At 35.9% G+C, this 18,057-nt stretch carries 21 protein-coding genes; 9 read left to right on the top strand and 12 right to left on the bottom strand.

Going from position 1 to position 18,057, the window contains the following annotated elements; genetic code table 11:
* Window positions 1–36: 36 nt before the first annotated feature.
* Complete coding sequence (locus ACZ427_RS06330) at window positions 37–447, top strand: YwpF-like family protein (RefSeq protein ID WP_461179815.1); 411 nt, start codon at window positions 37–39, stop codon at window positions 445–447.
* A gap of 108 nt (window positions 448–555) precedes the next feature.
* On the top strand, window positions 556–1,932 hold the full coding sequence (locus tag ACZ427_RS06335) for a TrkH family potassium uptake protein (protein ID WP_461179814.1): 1,377 nt from the start codon (window positions 556–558) through the stop codon (window positions 1,930–1,932).
* Between the two features lie 75 nt (window positions 1,933–2,007).
* On the opposite strand, the gene ACZ427_RS06340 is transcribed toward ACZ427_RS06335, so the two are convergent.
* From ACZ427_RS06340 to lepB, 4 genes are all read right to left on the bottom strand, one after another.
* Entirely contained in the window at window positions 2,008–2,064 is a 57-nt protein-coding gene (locus ACZ427_RS06340; RefSeq protein ID WP_101844851.1) for a YjcZ family sporulation protein, read from the bottom strand.
* 319 nt (window positions 2,065–2,383) lie between these two features.
* The gene (locus ACZ427_RS06345) at window positions 2,384–3,520 is read right to left on the bottom strand and encodes a S1C family serine protease (protein ID WP_461179813.1); all 1,137 of its coding nucleotides are present in this window, start codon (window positions 3,518–3,520) and stop codon (window positions 2,384–2,386) included.
* A gap of 36 nt (window positions 3,521–3,556) precedes the next feature.
* Entirely contained in the window at window positions 3,557–4,768 is a 1,212-nt protein-coding gene (locus tag ACZ427_RS06350; protein ID WP_461179812.1) for a zinc ribbon domain-containing protein, read from the bottom strand.
* A 316-nt stretch (window positions 4,769–5,084) separates the two neighbouring features.
* Window positions 5,085–5,618 carry a signal peptidase I gene (gene lepB / locus ACZ427_RS06355; protein WP_461179811.1) on the bottom strand — a complete coding sequence of 178 codons (534 nt, stop codon included), beginning with the start codon at window positions 5,616–5,618 and terminating at the stop codon, window positions 5,085–5,087.
* Window positions 5,619–5,794: 176 nt separating this feature from the next.
* On the opposite strand from lepB, the gene ACZ427_RS06360 reads away from it, so the two are divergent.
* Window positions 5,795–5,965 (top strand): Spo0E family sporulation regulatory protein-aspartic acid phosphatase, encoded by a 171-nt coding sequence (locus ACZ427_RS06360; RefSeq protein WP_464883544.1) that lies wholly within the window; start codon window positions 5,795–5,797, stop codon window positions 5,963–5,965.
* 194 nt (window positions 5,966–6,159) lie between these two features.
* Window positions 6,160–6,300: an FbpB family small basic protein gene (locus tag ACZ427_RS06365; RefSeq protein WP_461179809.1), complete on the top strand. Its 141-nt coding sequence runs from the start codon at window positions 6,160–6,162 to the stop codon at window positions 6,298–6,300.
* An 8-nt stretch (window positions 6,301–6,308) separates the two neighbouring features.
* Here ACZ427_RS06365 and ACZ427_RS06370 read toward each other — a convergent pair whose 3' ends face one another.
* From ACZ427_RS06370 to ACZ427_RS06405, 8 genes are all read right to left on the bottom strand, one after another.
* The gene (locus ACZ427_RS06370; protein ID WP_461179808.1) at window positions 6,309–7,214 is read right to left on the bottom strand and encodes a DMT family transporter; all 906 of its coding nucleotides are present in this window, start codon (window positions 7,212–7,214) and stop codon (window positions 6,309–6,311) included.
* 607 nt (window positions 7,215–7,821) lie between these two features.
* Entirely contained in the window at window positions 7,822–8,037 is a 216-nt protein-coding gene (locus ACZ427_RS06375) for a hypothetical protein (RefSeq protein ID WP_461179806.1), read from the bottom strand.
* 79 nt (window positions 8,038–8,116) lie between these two features.
* Window positions 8,117–8,590, bottom strand: coding sequence for a YkyB family protein (locus ACZ427_RS06380; protein ID WP_461179805.1), 474 nt, complete (start codon window positions 8,588–8,590; stop codon window positions 8,117–8,119).
* A gap of 134 nt (window positions 8,591–8,724) precedes the next feature.
* Entirely contained in the window at window positions 8,725–9,054 is a 330-nt protein-coding gene (locus tag ACZ427_RS06385; RefSeq protein ID WP_464883545.1) for a hypothetical protein, read from the bottom strand.
* A gap of 28 nt (window positions 9,055–9,082) precedes the next feature.
* Window positions 9,083–9,652 carry an SCO family protein gene (locus ACZ427_RS06390; RefSeq protein ID WP_461179803.1) on the bottom strand — a complete coding sequence of 190 codons (570 nt, stop codon included), beginning with the start codon at window positions 9,650–9,652 and terminating at the stop codon, window positions 9,083–9,085.
* 116 nt (window positions 9,653–9,768) lie between these two features.
* Complete coding sequence (locus ACZ427_RS06395) at window positions 9,769–10,620, bottom strand: metallophosphoesterase (RefSeq protein WP_461179832.1); 852 nt, start codon at window positions 10,618–10,620, stop codon at window positions 9,769–9,771.
* A 334-nt stretch (window positions 10,621–10,954) separates the two neighbouring features.
* Window positions 10,955–11,857 (bottom strand): cation diffusion facilitator family transporter, encoded by a 903-nt coding sequence (locus ACZ427_RS06400; RefSeq protein WP_461179802.1) that lies wholly within the window; start codon window positions 11,855–11,857, stop codon window positions 10,955–10,957.
* Between the two features lie 11 nt (window positions 11,858–11,868).
* The gene (locus tag ACZ427_RS06405) at window positions 11,869–12,174 is read right to left on the bottom strand and encodes an ArsR/SmtB family transcription factor (protein ID WP_461179801.1); all 306 of its coding nucleotides are present in this window, start codon (window positions 12,172–12,174) and stop codon (window positions 11,869–11,871) included.
* A gap of 184 nt (window positions 12,175–12,358) precedes the next feature.
* Here ACZ427_RS06405 and cbpB point away from each other — a divergent pair, with 184 nt between their 5' ends.
* From cbpB to ACZ427_RS06430, 5 genes are all read left to right on the top strand, one after another.
* Window positions 12,359–12,805, top strand: a complete 447-nt coding sequence (gene cbpB / locus ACZ427_RS06410; RefSeq protein WP_461179800.1) for a cyclic-di-AMP-binding protein CbpB — start codon at window positions 12,359–12,361, stop codon at window positions 12,803–12,805.
* A 362-nt stretch (window positions 12,806–13,167) separates the two neighbouring features.
* Complete coding sequence (locus tag ACZ427_RS06415) at window positions 13,168–13,410, top strand: YkuS family protein (protein WP_461179799.1); 243 nt, start codon at window positions 13,168–13,170, stop codon at window positions 13,408–13,410.
* A gap of 234 nt (window positions 13,411–13,644) precedes the next feature.
* Entirely contained in the window at window positions 13,645–14,094 is a 450-nt protein-coding gene (locus ACZ427_RS06420; RefSeq protein ID WP_461179798.1) for a TlpA family protein disulfide reductase, read from the top strand.
* Window positions 14,095–14,256: 162 nt separating this feature from the next.
* The gene (locus ACZ427_RS06425) at window positions 14,257–16,005 is read left to right on the top strand and encodes an ABC transporter ATP-binding protein (RefSeq protein WP_461179797.1); all 1,749 of its coding nucleotides are present in this window, start codon (window positions 14,257–14,259) and stop codon (window positions 16,003–16,005) included.
* Window positions 16,006–16,027: 22 nt separating this feature from the next.
* Window positions 16,028–17,857, top strand: a complete 1,830-nt coding sequence (locus ACZ427_RS06430) for an ABC transporter ATP-binding protein (RefSeq protein WP_461179796.1) — start codon at window positions 16,028–16,030, stop codon at window positions 17,855–17,857.
* The last annotated feature ends 200 nt before the right edge of the window (window positions 17,858–18,057 follow it).

The raw sequence follows: 18,057 nt of genomic DNA on the forward strand, positions 1-18,057 counted from the left end.
GATAATGAAAATTATATAGGAGGAGCGATTGATTTTATGAAAACATTTAAACTAAAAGCTCTGGAAATTATGGAACATAGAGAAGACGATATTATCCAAAATAATATCCCTTTACTGGATGGTCTGATTATAAATCGGGAAGATGAACAGAATCAATGGCTCATCGAAGCATACGTGGAGCATTCATACAAAGATTTCTTTTCACAGTTGAAAGAAGAAAACGATGAAATTATGGTTCAGGTCAAAATAACCAAAAAAAGTAATGAACCAGCTACTTTCATAACTACAGTATTAGGGGTTAATGAAATAGGGGATAACTTGAATGTGTTATTGATAGGAACAATTGTTGACAGACACAAAAGCAAAATAGAACAAATGTTATCATCTCTAATTGAAAAGGGTTATCAGGGAGAAGAGTTATTAAAAAAATTTAAGGAAGCAAATTAGAAATGCTGATTTTCTTGTCTAACTTGTTTAGCAGTTCAGATTTAGATAAGGTAAGTTTTCTAATCAGATTCCATTGAACTAATAGTAGGTAGAAGAGGAGTTACATGTATGTATTATGGGCAGCAACATCCATTATTAAGATGGATAAATAAACTATCTCCATTTAAAGTATTGTTGATTTTTTATTTTTTAGCCGTACTTTTGTCAACGCTGCTTATGACATTACCTGTTGTTTATCAGGATGGAGTGGATATAGCGTTTATCGATATATTATTTACTGCGGTAAGTGCGCTCAGTGTGACCGGATTAAGCACGATAACCATTGCTGATACACTTAGTACTACAGGTATTATTATCTTAGCGCTTATTATGCAGTTGGGAGCAGTTGGTGTAATGGCCATTGGCACATTTATATGGCTGCTGTTGGGAAAGAAAATCGGTTTGAAAGAACGCCGACTAATCATGACAGATCAAAACCAGTCGTCTTTTGAAGGAATGGTACGTTTAATCAAACAAATTATTTATGTGCTATTAACGATTGAAGTCACTGGTTTTCTCGTTTTAGGGACTTATTTCTTGCAGTATTTCCCTACCGCTGGAGAAGCTTATTTACATGGTTTTTTTGGCGCCATTAGTGCTGTTAGTAATGGTGGCTTTGATATCACTGGTCAATCACTTGTCCCGTTCAGTGGTGACTATTTTGTGCAATTTGTTAACATGATTCTTATTATTTTTGGGGCTATTGGTTTTCCTGTTTTAATTGAAGTCAAAGAGTATATTTTCACGAGTCCTGCACGTAAACATAAAAACACGAAACGTTTTAGTCTCTTCACAAAAGTAACTACGAGCACTTTTCTAATTTTAATTATTGGTGGTGCTGTGTTCATCTACCTGTTGGATATAGGGAATTTTTTCAGTGGGAAATCCTGGCATGAATCTTTGTTTTATTCCTTGTTTCAATCGGTTACAACAAGAAGCGGTGGACTGTCAACAATGGATGTAAGTCAACTAACAGAGGAAAACCATCTATTTATGTCTTTATTAATGTTTATCGGTGCATCACCCAGCAGCGCAGGAGGAGGTATCCGCACAACTACATTTGCCCTTGTTGTCATTTTTATAATTACTTATGCAAGAGGAAGAAATAGTATACGTGTATTTAACCGGGAAGTACACGAAGAAGACTTAATGAAGGCTGTCACAGTTATATTAATGGCAATGATTCTCGTGTTTATCTCCATATTGCTTATATCGATTGTTGAGCCATATTCATTAACAGAAATTCTGTTTGAAGTGACTTCAGCATTCGGAACAGTGGGGCTCTCACTAGGTGTAACAAGTGAATTGACTGTGTTCAGCAAAATTATTCTTATGTTTCTGATGTTTGTTGGAAGGGTAGGAATCATTACCTTATTGTTTGTATTTAAAACAAATAAGAAAAACGGAAAATACCATTACCCAAAAGAAAAAATGATTATTGGATAATTTCACACTAGAAAGTTTTATGATATCTAAAAAAATAATAGCTTGTGCTATTAGTGAAATAGCACAAGCTTACTATTAACAGTAAAAAGCTGCGCCAACAATGATTAAAAGAATAAAAAGCACCACAATCAGCGCAAATGAATTTCCGTTTCCATAACCGCCAACCTGATTGCCACAGCCGTAACCGCCATAACCACCAAATCCGCCGAAGCTATTGTTATAACCCATTTGAATCCACCTCCCAGATCGTACAGTTATACTATATGTCTTTTCATCAAATTTGTATGGACGTTTTGCCTATATAACTTAACTTTTGCCAAGTTTTACGGTGAAAGTTTTAGCCCGAACTGATGCAGTAGGATAGCTTTATGCTTTCTTAACTCCCAAAAATCCCAGCCACTATATTCTTTGTGGCTGGGATTTTTAATGCCGTTAACTTGTTTGCTTACGTTCATTCTTCCGTACTTATATTTAATATTTTCAATTGATCGTTTTCGTATCCGATTATAAATTCATTTTCATAGGATTGCTGAATGGTGTCATCTTCATTTTGTAAATTACTTTCAATCTCAACCTCTGAAGTGATTCGAATTTGATTGGAATCCGTGACACTGCTTTTGAGGTTTGAGTAACTTAAAGCAACAATCTGAATATATTTATCACGAAATTCGGAATAGGTCATTTCCGATTGCAGGGAGCTCCCTAAAAGTGTGTATGCATTTACGTAATCCCTTATCGAAATGCTTTCCAGGAAATAATCAACTAAGTATTCTGCGTCTTCCTTAAATTTTTCGGGACGATTTGTATTTATCATATCATCTGTCCCTGCAAAATCCAGTTCTTTATTTTGTGCCTCGTTTGACCATTGTTTAATCTGATCAATAACTTCTACAATCGGGATGCTAAATCCAATTGTTCCATCTTGTGTTCCTACTGAATTAATGCCAATAACCTTACCTGTTTGCCTGCTAATTAAAGGGCCGCCACTATTGCCATGTGTGATGGGAGCTGATATCTGATAAGTATTCGAATAGGAATAACCGTCCAGGGAAAAATTCCGAGCATTACCTGAAATAATACCAAGTGTTACTGTGTTTTGAAATCCATGCGGGCTTCCGAGTGCAATCACTTCATCACCTATTTCAGCCAATTCCTTTTCTTCAAGAGAGGAGAAGCTTTGCCCCGCAAGTTGTGGGACGCGTATAACAGCAATATCAGTAGATTCACTTGCCCCAACGACTGCAGCCGGATAAATCTGTGCATCGGATGTCCTTACATAAATAACATCCGCATCATTTATCACATGTGCATTTGTTACAATATCGCCATGTTCATTATAGAGAAAACCTGAGCCAGTCACTGTACTGTTTTCATTCTGTCCTTCTATTTGGATCACATTTTTTTCAGCTTCATATATAATTGATTTTAGGTCAGGCGCTCCAGTATCTGTATTTAACTGGTTTATTATCGGATTGTTTACAGAGACTTCTTTTGTTGTCCAATGATTGTATAAAACGATAAAGGCTATTATTCCAGTAATCAAAATTAAAATACTAATGATGATTGGAGGGTATCGTTTTTCCTGCATCGATATTCACCTCTTTTCTGCAATGAAGAAAACATCTTATTCATTTGTGTACCACGTTATCTTATTTACTTCGACATCTAAATTATTGCTTTGTTCACCAATGTCAAAATGTGTGAATTCAAATTTCCCGCTTTCGCCGGGGTAAAGTCTGTCAGGGAAGACAAATACTTTATTTGACAAAGTCTCTGTACCATTTTCATTCAAAATAGAATATTCAATTTGTATAGAATGAATGGGAACAGTCGCAACACTTTCAACTTCACCTTTTACGGCAAAATTCCCTTGTTCATCTTTATCAATGGTTGCTGAAACAATTTCTATCGCATCTGTTTCGTTTAATTGCTGTTCTTTGGCAGCGGTGTTGATTGCCTGTTCGATTCGTTGCTGCCGGGCTGTTTCAAAAGCTGTTTTTTCTTTTTCAATGGTGGTTTTTAAACTTTGAAGTTTTTCAGAGTCCGGTGCATATTTTAAACCATCTTCGACAAGTATTTGAGCATCATTAAACTGTTTGTTATTTAATTGCTCACTGGCTTCTGAAAAAGAAAATTCTATTATTTGATTCCGGATATTCGATGTAATGTTTTTAGCTTCTTTATTATTAATATCATCTGCTTCCCATAAAAGTATTTTTAATTCATCTATATCTGGTTCTTTTTCCAGTATATTATTTAATTGTGAAATTTGGATTGTTTCGCGTTTCTGTACGATGGAATCAATTAGTTGATTGACTGCCGTACCATTATAATTATTTAAGTTATTTTCAGCTTCATTAACCAATGACAGAGCTTGTTGAAAATCCTGTTTCTCCAGTAATTTATCTGTTTTATCCAAGGCTGTCTGAATCTGAAGCGCCTCATCCGCAAAGCCTAAAGAGGTTTCGGCCTGATCAAAATTATCCTTTTTGTTAAGTGCTTCGGCAAACAGATCTTTCGCTGCAACAAAGTCTTCCTTCATTAAAAGATGTTCACCCTGAGCATATAATTCCTTAGCCTGTGCGGTCTGGTTTTGTAAGATTAAATAATAGATTCCTGTTGAAATTATAGTTAAAACAAACACAGCCAATGGCAAAAGCCAAATTTTATTAAATTGTTTTTTCCCTTGGGAGCGTGTATTTATATCTTCTGGTAATTGCCTACCACATTTTACACAATAGTGTTCATCATTTTTTACACCTGTTCCACAATAAGGACAATGTAGCATTTCTTCACCTGCTTTATACGTTGGTGTTGTTCGTACATATTTTATCATATTTTACTTTATTTAGGATGGGGAAATTGTTATTATAGAGGGGAGATGTTTTACGTTTATCCGTTTGTTCGCAGTTAAGAAAGTATAAAACATTTATACTGCATAAGTGTGGGCTTTGACTTTTGCCATAAGGCTTGGCAAAAGCCAAGTTTTCTAAGATGCAACTGTCCAGATCATTTGAAAGGGGAGCATAGAAATGTGGGAGATTGCTTTTGGTGCAATTTGCTTTTTAATTTTAGCACTGAACATAGGGTATTGTCTTTTTGATAATGAAGCTTAATAACATGAGAAGAGAGCCGGAGATTCCCGGCCCTCTTTATTTTGTTCTTGCCCACTCACTGAATGGGTAAATGATTAATTCAGATTTACCTATGATTGTATCTTCTTCAATAAATCCAAGACCGTTTCTGCTGTCCTTACTTACAGAACGATTGTCGCCCATTACGTAATAGCTGTCTTGGGGTATTTCAATAGGGCCAAAGTTACCGGATTGTCGCAGATATCCTTCATCTAAAAACGTCTGTTCATACTTTTCTCCATTTATGTACAACTCACTTCCATTTACCGCAATGGTTTCCCCAGGCAGGCCGATGACGCGTTTTACATAGTTTTTTGAAGGACGCTCAATGATGACAACATCCCCGCGCTCAGGCTCATCCAATAAATAAACAATTTTATTAAATATTACTCGCTCACCGTTTTCAAGCGTTGGTTCCATACTTTCTCCTTCGACGATTGAAGTCGCAAATACAAATGATCTTAAAATAAATGCAATAAGTAATGCGATGAGAATAGCTTTTCCCCATTCAATCCACTCATTTTTCCTTTTTGATACTGTCAAATGAGACATCCTTTCCAAATATTCATTCCACTTTTATAGTAGCACAGCGTATATAAGTATACGAGTATAAACTTCTCTTATTTGGCACAATTGATTCAAAAAAAGCAGTTTAATAAAATTTGTTTGAATTGATTTAACTGTGCTACATTTAAATAGATTAGTAGAAGGAGGTAACCAGTAAATCCATGTATGCTATGAATGACTTGCTAAGGCAAATAGAATTTTTGCGTGATAAAATGACACAATCAGCGATGAAAAAAGGATTTACAAATTTTGAATCCATTGAAATAAGTCAGGAACTGGATCGGTTACTAAATCAGTATGAACTTATCCGTACAAAGGAAAGTCAAAAGTAATCAAATTTGATTAACGCTGATGAAAAAAATGTTTTTCCATTTTTTATTGCCAGGAATCAATAGCGAAGTTTTGTTTTCTGATATAACATTCAAATAATAAAAAAATAAAAAAGTAATAAAATGTTCAAACAATTTAAGTTTGCTGCAGTTAAAAAAGGGTATAATAAAGTTAGGACATAAAAGGAGTGTATCACATGAGACCAAAGTCACTAAACTTTGAACAACTTGTTCAACAAAATAAACAGGAGTTACTCGATGATGAAAAGAGAATCAATCAAATTGAATTGCGATTGAAAAAAAAGCAAGAAGCTTTAGCAAAAGAAAAACAGGATTGACACATATGTCATCCTGTTTTTTTGCGTTGTAATATTTTTTCAGGTGTTCCAAATATCTGGATTATAATAACAGCACCAATTATCAATGCCATTCCTATCATTTGGATAAATGTAAAGTCTTCTTGAAATATAAATATACCTACGAATGTTGCAACAACCGGTTCAACTGTGGTTAAAATGGAAGCTTTTGACGCTTCAGTTTGCTGTAATCCATAGGTATAGATAATATAGGCAAATGCAGTTGGTAAAAATCCTAATCCAAATACAAAGAAAAGAACGGCAGGATCAGTAAACAAATGAGCTTTCTCCACATATGGAAAAAATGGCAGCAATACAATGGCCGCCACAACAAATGTAAATGTTGTGATACTTAAACTTGTATACTTTTTTAACGCGAATTTACTAAAGATACTATACAATGCATAGCCGATCCCAGAACCTAATCCGAATAATATACTACTGAACTGAATGGTTTGCAGGTCTAACGGTATAAGTCCAATTACTAGAAATGTACCTACTAATGTAATGAATAAAGCAATAATTTTAATTCTGGTAAGTGGTTCTTTGAATAGAAAAAATGACATTATTGATACAAATGCCGGTGCTGTATATAGTAATGCGGTTGCAATAGGAATTGTGGATAATTCTATTGCTGTAAATAGGCAATAATTAAAAAAGATAATGCTTAAGATGCCGGTGCCCAAAAAGTATTTAATATCTATTGGTTTATGTAATTTAAGTTTCTTCCTTGAGAAAATAAGTAAATAGAATACTAAAAGAATTGCAGAAGACCATGCCCTTAGAGTAACAACTTCCATAGGTGTGAAGCCAAATGCATATAGATTCTTCACATACCAGCCAATCGTCCCCCAAAGGGCTGCTCCAATTATGATATAGATAAACGCTTTGTTCACCGTACCATTCCTCCCCCTGAAGATAGCATTTAGAATGATTATAACAAATCCATAATGATAATATCATAGTAATCATGTATATTTGGAGAAATAAAGGTTGAAACTGTATTCATGTACAAATGAATGAGTGGGGGGGAGGATTGTTTTATGTTTATATTAAACGGGATTTTTTTATCACGATTCCTACCTTCTGTGATAGAAGAAAAACATGTCTATATTGTTATGGCAGTTATTGGAATGCTAATCAGTTTTTCGATTATACGGCCAGTTATTCATTGGTTTGTAATAATGAAATTCACAAAATTACTAAGTTATTTGATAATCAGTTTGCTAATATTAACAGGATTTTTTGTTGTCATTTTAATGGCAGGGGATAGAGTTCAATCACATTTGCACCTTCTGAAAGGCATCTTACAAGCCCTGGCGTTTTTTGGCATTATACTTATAATTTCAATTAGCTACGGGCGATTAATGAAGAAGGTATATTAGAAAAGCCAGGATAGTCCAAGCAATTCAGTGGTAAGGAGTAGTGGGTCATCATATATAGCGGGTATGTCTAACTGCAATTAAAAAGCGTATAGCTTTAGCTATACGCTTTTGTTGCATTTCAATATTCAGTTTTTCCATCTAAGTTAGTACGCATATTCTCTAACCACTCATAAACAGGGTGAAAATATTCATCAGGTTGTTTTAAACTGGCAGGTGCAGCTTCCATTACCATTTCTTTTTCAGCCTCTGACAACATTTCAAATTTATCCTTTAAATTATGTGTTTGATCTGCATAGCGCTCCAGTTCATGCATGAAAGATTTGAGTTCAATCATTTTGCTTCCTCCTTTTAGTAATCTATTACCTTACTAAAGGCGTTTTGAAACATGGAACGTATGGAAATATATAAATTCATCAATAGTGCCGATGAGATTTGGTAGGAGGCCATTCCATTTTCCCCAATGAAGAAGGGGTGAAATAGGATGAAGCATATTTTCGTCTCGGTTTGTGTGGTTGCTTTTTCGGTTTCCAATCAATATAACGATAGACAATTTTTTTGGCTTGTGATAACGACATCTTTGTTTGGGGGTTACGGTAATTCTGATCAAGTGTACCCAAATGTTCAAGCTCCTTGAAGTCATCTTTTGATGGAGGGACATGAAAATAATAATTATCCACTTTCACAAGCAGAGTGGAGTGCTGGTTACTGAATTTGGGATGATCGGAGAAGTGGAGACCTACTTTTTCAGCTTTTTTTTCCTTGAGTAAACGGTTTATTGCTTCTTTTTTTATGAAATATAAATGCTTGGGCTCCGGTGCTGTTTTTGCATGACGATTAATTGTAAATAAAGCTCTGGCAAGGTCACTGATGAGAGTGTTTTTTTCCATTTTTTACCTCCTTTCCATGCTTACAGTATATCTTGTATATATCGTATCGTAAAGGTTGTCCCTGTGCAAGGGAAAAATAAAATGGTTATCTATGCAAAAAAGAACAGAAATATCAGTGTTTCTGTTCTTTCCGGTTATTGCCAATTATCCCATTTTTTATCCAGTATTCCCACATCTTTCAGAATACTTATAAATAACGAATCCCTCACACCTTTCATGGCTTCCTCGGTACAAGCGCCCTCAGGTGGGTAATCCAATTCTCCAGCATCTTCCAATGTAGCATCTTCCAGCCAGTTTGTCGGATTTGACTGTTCAAAACATGTTGGTGCTATGTATGTGCTTTTTGAATGTTCGAGAACAATCCTGGTATCTGCAGAAGGTTGTGTTTCTTTAGGAATTAAAAAACTGGCAACCAGTATCGCGGCGAATAATATAATTAATGTGAACCAAATTTTCTTCATCATAGAACCCCTTATTTTAATAACTTACTACTTACATCACAGTATTTAAGTCTTCAATCATTATGTCGATTGAATCTGAATCAACACCATCATATTGTTTAATCACTTTACCCTCAGGATTTACAAGGAAAAAGCTGGTGCCGTGTGTGACCTGATCTGATCCTGATTGTGCTTCAACAACAAGCTGCCGAAATGATGTAATCGATAATTCTTTGATGGTTTCAAAGTCATAACCCGTCAGGAAAGACCAGTTACTTAAATCAGCCTGATAGCTGTTGGCATATTCCTTTAGAACTTCCGGAGTGTCATAGGAAGGGTCTACACTGAAAGAAACCAGTTGCGCATTAATATTTTCTTCTTTCATTCTCGATTGCAACTCCGTCATATTTGATGTCATTGGTAGACAGACTGTCGTACAGTTTGTAAAAATAAAGTCTGCGACCCACCATTCTCCTTCAAGGTCATTAAGACTTAATGTTTCATTGTCTTGCGTTGTAAATTCAAAGTCTGCTACTTCCTCTGACATATTTGTTTCAATATCTTCACTGCAGCCAACAAGGAAAAAGGCCAGACCGAATAATAACAGATGCAATTGCTTCATTCTTTTAGACATCCTTTCTACAATTGAGCATGATTAAGCATATTATAACACTAGAATAAATTAATAAAATGAACTATCTATGACAATTTAATTGGCATCTCATAAAGAAAGAATAATTACTTACTTTTTAATGTAAAGACATGTATTTCAGGCCTGCACAAAAAGCGGTAGGGAAGACGGGTTGTACCAATCCCTCGTGTAACATAGAGCGAGAACTTATCATCATTGAACGTATACCTGCCATCTACATATTTTTCAGCATATGCTGGTGTGTAAAGATGTCCAATAAACGGGAAACGGACCTGACCACCATGACTGTGTCCTGATAATTGGATGTCGACAGGGAAATTAGCAACTGTATCCGCGATATCCGGTTCATGTGCCAGTAAAACGGTAAAAAGGTCGGGGTTTACATTTTTTAAAGTTTCATTTAAATCCGGCTTACCAAGCATAACATCGTCAATCCCTGCCAGGGCGATTCGATCATTGTCTTTTTCGATAATGGAATGGCTATTTTGCAATAGATTAAATCCGGCCTGGTTCATTACTTCCAAAACCTTTTCCGTCCCATAACCCCCATGATCATGGTTACCATAAATCCAATATTTCCCGTGTTTTGCATTTAAGGATTGTAAAGCCTGAACCAGTTCATTGTTCCAATTATAACGATGTGGTTTATCAACAAGATCTCCTGTAAATACAATTAAATCAGGGTTACGTTCGTTAATTGAGTTTACCAGTTTATTGAATTGTTCAAGGGAATAATGAAATCCGATATGTGTATCGGAGAATTGTATAATTTTAAAATCATTAAATACTGGTGTAATTGTATCAGATGTAATATTGTTTTCATTTATGTGAAGCATAAACGGCTCCAGTTCCCGTGCATAATAATAGGTGCCACCGCCTAAGCCCAAAAATGTCAGCAAGCCTCCAATTGTTTTTTTTAAGAATGAGCGTCTCGTAATTTTAGTCAAACCTTTCATCACCTTATAAAATCAGATAGAGAAATTATAGCATGAATGTGGAAGATGATATGAGTAATAAATAAAAATCATAATTGTCTGTCAAATTTTTGACGCGATGTGAAATAAACAATATAATATAATTATAAAAAACATAGGGTGGGAGTACCGTAAATGAGAAAAGAAGGGAACGAAAATGAAAGACGGCTCCCGTAATGTTCCTTGCTGTTTGCTTGCTGCATATGAAAGCCATCAATCATTAATAGAGGAATTACTGTTTTTTTCATGACAATCGTTTAAGCGGATCTGTAAGAATATAATCAATAATCCAGCCATTCTAATGGCAAGGGTTACAACCTTCATGCACAGGTGTGTTTAACCCTTCTATTTGGATAGTGCAATGGGAGATTTGAAAGTTTGCTTCAAGAAGCTGATTTGCTTTTTTTAACAATTGATCTCTATCTGTCGAATTGGTGACAACGATATGACAGCTTAGTGTTGGGAATTCAGAGGTTATTGACCATACGTGTAAGTCATGAATATCCTCCACTCCGTCTAAGGTTAAAAGGTCTTTCTTAACTTTATCAACACTGATCCCTTCAGGTTTACCTTCCATCAATATATTGATCGCGTCTTTTGTAATTCGTAATCCTGAGATTATAATAAGAAATGCAACAATGATACTTGCTATGGGGTCTGCAATATTCCAATTAAAGAGCAGTATCAGCACACCGGCAATAATTGCACCGACAGATCCCAATAAGTCTCCCATTACGTGCAGCAATGCGCTTTTGATATTTAAGTTTTCCTTTGAGTCACCGCGGATTAACATCATTGCTACTACAATATTAACGATGAGTCCAATAAGGGCAATAGCCATCATGCCGGAACTAACCTCGGGAGGATTCGCAAATCGATGAACAGCTTCATAGAAGATGTACAGGGATATAAAAATTAAAGTTAGCCCGTTTATAAAAGCAGCTATTATTTCAAAACGTCTGTAACCGAATGTTTTTTTATGCGTTGCTTGTTTTTCTCCAATTTTAAATGCAACTAGACTCAGCCCGAGAGCGGCAGCATCACTGAGCATATGACCTGCATCTGAAAGCAATGCCAGACTATTTGTCAGTAAACCACCAATTGCTTCCACAATCATAAATGAAAAGATAAGAATGAAACTCCAGAAAAGAACACGGGTGTTGCTGGTTGTATGATGATGTGAATGATCATGATGACCCATAAATTATCCTCCTAATCTGTATGTTTTGCATGTTCTATTGCTTGTTCAAGCAAATTCATCACATGATAATCATCAGGTGAATAAAAATACATTGTTTTTTCACGTCTATTTTTGACTAAACGCAGCTGTTTTAAATATTTCAGCTGATGTGAAATCGTCGACTGCTTCATCTCTAACTGGAATGCTATTTCACTTACAGAACATTCCTTGTGAAAAAGCAGATGCAGAATTTTTATCCGTGTAGGATCTGACAATGCTTTAAAAGCTTGTGAAACATTTTCGATTAAATTTTCATCAATTGGATGATATGTCAACATGTTCACTCCTATCTTATATGATCATATGTTCATATTATAATGTTAGTTCCTGATTATTTCAATCGAAGCGTTTCTATAGTGTTTCTTCATAATATGTATGGTAAAATAAAAGATGGTGTAAGGTCCAAATTAGAAATTACTGGAAGTCTATTATTATGACTGAGTAAAAAAGGGGTTTACTAAAATGAGTATCACGGAGAACAATCAAATAACGGATATAACCGTAGAAGATTTGATGATTTCCTCAGAAAAAGTTGCACATGTCCAAGTAAATAATCCTCTAGAGCATGCCTTGCTTGTGTTAATCAAATCAGGTTACGCAGCTGTCCCGGTTTTGGATAATGCCTACAAATTAGTGGGGACAATAGGGAAAACGGTCATTTTGAATCAAATTTTAGGACTGAAGCATATTGAATTTGAAAAACTCTCTGATATGCGTGTGGTTGAAGTAATGAATGATGACATACCTTGTTTGACCAAAGAAACCAGTTTCATGAATGGACTAAACGCTGTCATTAACCATGCGTTTGTCTGTGTTACGGATGAAGAAGGCTACTTTGAAGGAATCTTAACGAGAAGAGCAATTTTAAAAGAATTAAAAAAGGATATATATATATCTAAATACAATTGATTAACGATGCGACACTCGCCCTTGCAGATATATAATAGCAAGGGTATTGAAATGGACAATACGAGCTTAACCAGGGATATGATAGTTGCAGCAAGCAATTTTATAATTCAGCTGCAATTTTCTGCCTGCCATTGCTGGAAGGTGCAGTTGTAACTACCGGTAAGTAGTGTGTGTTATGGCTTGAAAGAGATTCAGCTTATGGGTTACGTTTCTGACAATTGACTACTCCCAGGGAAGATGCTAATGAAATCAATCTCTGTTTTTAATACCCTAGCAAAATAAGTGCCGTATTTCTGTATATCTTTTTACATCATTGCAGAAACTATATATGTAAATTTCCATGTATAGAGGAGGCAATAGTCATGGCTAGAATTGGAGTAGAAGAAACATTAACTGATGTAAAAGAAGCACTGATGGAGATGGGACATGAAGTAGTCGATCTGCGTTCAGCAGACGACACAGCATACTGTGACTGCTGTATTATATCCGGGCAGGATAAGGATGTTATGGGTATGTCTACTACGAGTATAGCAGGGCCGGTTGTTAATGCACAGGGTTTTTCAGCAGATGAGGTCTGTCAAATGGTAAATAATAAAATAACCTGAGAATAAAAGGTCAGGTCTCGCCTTGAGGGGCAGACGCTGGAGCTGGACGTGGCATATATTAACAGGGAATTGATATGCCGCCAAAATTATATATTTTCTTAACTGATAAAATGGGCTTTCGATATGGGAGCCTTTTTTATTTATTTTTATTTCATCATTTTTCAAGAAACCTTTCGCTGGAATTGAATATTATAAAGGAGCTGATTCAAATTAGTGATATAGGGGGGCTTTGATATGAGATTAAAAACTCAAATGCCTGAGCTAGACGGAGCAACAAATTGGCTTAACGGTAAAGGAATAATGCGAAATGATCTCATAGGCAACAAACCAACATTAATACATTTTTGGTCGATAAGCTGTGATTTATGTAAAAAAGCAATGCCCAAACTAAATAAACTGAGGGATGAAAATAGAGATAGACTGAATGTAATTGCGGTTCATATGCCTCGTTCTGAAAAAGATAAGGAACTTGATGAAATAAGTAGCCTTGCAACAAAAATCGGTATACTTGAACCGATTTTTGTGGATAATGAGAATCGGCTGTCCAGTGTATTCAAAAATCGGTATGTTCCTGCTTACTATTTGTTCGATAGAGATGGCGAATTGAGATATATGCAAGATGGAAGTGGCAGAACACAGCTGCTTCAAAAGCGTGTCGTACGCATGCTGGATAGGATAAATTAATGATTAAACTGTCGATATGCTCTTGCTATGCAGCAAGGGCATTTTTTATTCTCTTCCCAAAAGAAAATATTTTTAAAAAATTGCGGAAAATATATGGAAATTTATTTCGATACCCGTTATATTAGTAATTACGGAAATAAACATCCGGGGGAGGGAAATGGTATGGATACGTTTAAAAAATTAAAGAATTTTTATTGGCCTTTCAGGAAATATTTCTTCTGGTCATTGTTCTTTTTATTATTTGTGACAGGGATTACGGTCATATATCCAATTGTATTACAACAAACGATTGACAATGTAGTACTCTCAGATCAATATACATTGATTCCGTATATTGCAGTGATATTTTTCGTGTTAATGGCTATTAAAGGTATCAGTACTTTTTTTTATCAATATTTAGGTGATCTATTCGGAATTACTACGGTTTATAAGCTCCGTGATAAGCTGTATGAAAAGCTGCAAGTCTTATCATTTAAGTATTACGACAATGCGAAAACCGGCGATATTATGTCACGACTAACGGCAGACGTGGAAGGATTCCGTTTTTTTCTTTCTGTAGGTTTCGCGGAGATGATTCATATCACATTGTTAATTTTATTCAGCTTGGGTATCATGTTTTATTTTTCTATACCACTAGCGTTGGTAACGATGGCTGCCATGCCATTCTTAGCTATCGTTGTATTCCAATTTGATAGACGGGTACACCCGGCATTCCGGACGATTCGAAAGTCGTTTGGAAAATTAAACACCAGGGTTCAGGAAAATATCAGCGGAATGAACACGGTAAAGTCGTTATCCAGAGAAGCGTTTGAAATTGGCAGGTTTTCCCTGAGTAATGATAATTATCGTCAAAACTACCTGGCCACTTCTAAAATTTGGTCGAAGTATTTTCCGTTAATGGAATTTATAGGAAATACTTGTGTAGTCGCACTGCTAGCTTTTGGAGGATATTTAGTAATTGACGGAAATCTGTCTTTAGGGGAATTAGTAGCATTCTTTAGTTTAGTATGGTATATCCTGGGACCTCTGATGAATATAGGATTTGTCATCAATCAATTTTCACAGGCAAAAGCTTCCGGAGAACGATTACTTGAGATTTTAGAAGCAAAAGAAGATATTATTGAACAGGAAAATGCAATTGAAGAAGCAATTAAGGGGCATGTTACGTTTAACAATGTTACCTTGACATATATGAAGGATGATGATTCGGCCTTAAAGAACATCAGCTTCAACGCACCACCTGGAAAAACGATCGGGTTAATCGGCGCAACGGGGTCAGGAAAAACAAGTATTACTCAGTTGATTACACGTTTTTATGAGCCGGAACATGGTGAAGTACTCGTAGATGGAAGACCGGTGTCTGATTATAAATTAAAGATTCTACGTAAATATATTGGTTTTGTATTACAGGAACCTTTTTTATTTTCAACTTCCATCAGGGATAACATCGCATTTGGAAGTCCGGATATGTCCGATGAACAAATTATTGATGCAGCAAAACGGGCACAAGCCCATGATTTTATTATGAGTATGCCAAAAGGGTATGATACTTTGCTTGGAGAACGGGGGATGGGTCTCTCTGGTGGCCAAAAACAGCGAATTGCAATTGCTCGCTCTATTTGTATCAACCCAAGTATTTTGGTACTTGATGATGCTACATCAGCCGTGGATATGGAAACAGAATTTCGTATTCAAGAAGCACTAAAAGAAGTAATGAAGAACAGAACGACTTTCATTATAGCTCACCGCATCTCTTCACTAAAACACGCTGATGAAATATTGGTATTAGAAAAGGGGGAGGTTGCTGAACGTGGGACGCATGATGAGTTATTAAGAAAGAACGGTCCATATACACGTATATATAATATCCAATATCAGGATAGAGAAGCCATTATGAATACAGTAACGTAAAAGAAAGGAGGAAGCTTTCCTTATGGCCTATCAGAAAAAAGAAGATGAGAAAAAACGACATCTCGGGCGGTTTCACTACACCGTTGATCAGGCAATAGAAAAACCTTTTAATTGGAAGCAATTGACCCGATTGCTTATATACTTGAAGCCTTATTCAAAGACATATCTGCCGGCAGCGATTATTGCAATGCTAATTTCAACTGCAGTACGATTAATTGTACCAATTCTTGTTGGTAAAGTTGCAATAGACGTTGCAATCGCTAATGAAGATCCAACCTTACTAACATACCTTGTTTTAGGCATTGGTTTTTTATATTTATTAAGTTATCTGGGTAATGTCTACCGCATCAAATGGGTGAATATTCTCGGGCAAAATGTAATTTACGATATCCGTCAGCATTTGTTTTCCCATGTTCAGCGTCTGTCACATCGTTTTTTTGATACGCGTTCAGCTGGTTCTATTTTAGTACGGATAATGAATGATATAAACTCATTACAGGAACTATTTACAAATGGGATTATTAATCTGTTGATGGACACAGTCATGCTTATAGGTATTCTCGTAATCTTATTTGTATTAAGCCCTGAACTTGCTTTGGCGATCATGATTGTACTGCCTGTCATGTTCTTTATCTCGACAAATCTCAGAAGGAAAATCCGTCGCACATGGCAGAATGTGCGTATTCATCAATCACGTTTAAACTCACATCTAAATGAAGGTTTACAGGGTATTCGCATTACGCAATCATTCACGCAGGAAAAGGAAAACGCAGAGTTTTTTCATGAATTAAATAAAGGATTTTTTGAGGCATATCGGATGGCAACAAAGAAAAGCGCCATGTTTCGTCCACTTGTAGAAATGAGTAATGCTATAGGAACGATTATACTTATTGCCTACGGGGCGTTTCTAATATTAAATGGCAGTATACAAATCGGAACATTTGTCTCATTCGCCTTTTTCCTTGGGATGTTCTGGGAACCCATTTCTCGTCTTGGACAAATGTATAATCAACTACTGATGGCGATGGCTTCTTCAGAACGTATATTTGAATATCTGGATGAACAGCCAAATGTTCAAGAGAAAAAAGATGCGTATGTCTATACGGATATGAAAGGGAATATAGAATTCGATAACGTTCAATTTTCCTATAATGAAGACCGGGTTGCTTTACAAGAAATTTCGTTGGATATTAAAAAGGGTCAGACGGTTGCACTTGTTGGTCATACAGGCAGTGGAAAGTCAACAATTGCCAATTTAATCAGTCGTTTTTATGATCCGACAAAAGGATCTGTGAAAATTGATGGCTATGATTTGCGGGATGTACAGCTTAATACACTAAGACACCAAATTAGTGTTGTCTTACAGGACACGTTTATATTTTCCGGTACAATCATGGAAAATATCCGCTTTGGACAGCCGAATGCAACGGATAAAGAAGTCATCAATGCAGCGAAAGTTGTTGGTGCAGATGAATTTATCAGAAGATTGGCAGACAGTTACGAAACGGAAGTAGAAGAACGTGGCAATATATTATCAGCTGGGGAAAGGCAATTATTATCATTTGCCAGAGCACTCCTTGCGAACCCAAAAATAATTATTCTGGACGAAGCAACTGCGAGTATCGATACAGAATCAGAAGTGAGAATACAGCAAGCATTGCAAAAGCTGTTGAAGGGGAGGACCTCTATTATTATCGCGCACCGCCTATCAACAATTAGAGAGGCTGATAATATTTTCGTTTTAGAAAATGGAAGAATATTAGAAAATGGCAGTCATGATGAATTAATGAAACAGCAAGGGAAATATTTTGGGTTAGTGAAATCACAGTTTCAAATGCTTGATGCCATATAATAAGAATGTTTAGAGCAACTTATGATCAAGTAGGTTGCTCTTTTTTAAATTCTGATTTACTGAAGTATTAATGATTCAATGTGACCGTCCATTTTTATATGCTCACTATATAGATCTAGAGCAAAGGAATCAGGAGGATTAGCTTAGATTGTTACTACAGGCAAAAAAACCCATTGGGTCGTTTGCATTCGTTCGCTTAT

The organism is Virgibacillus ainsalahensis (assembly GCF_055380755.1).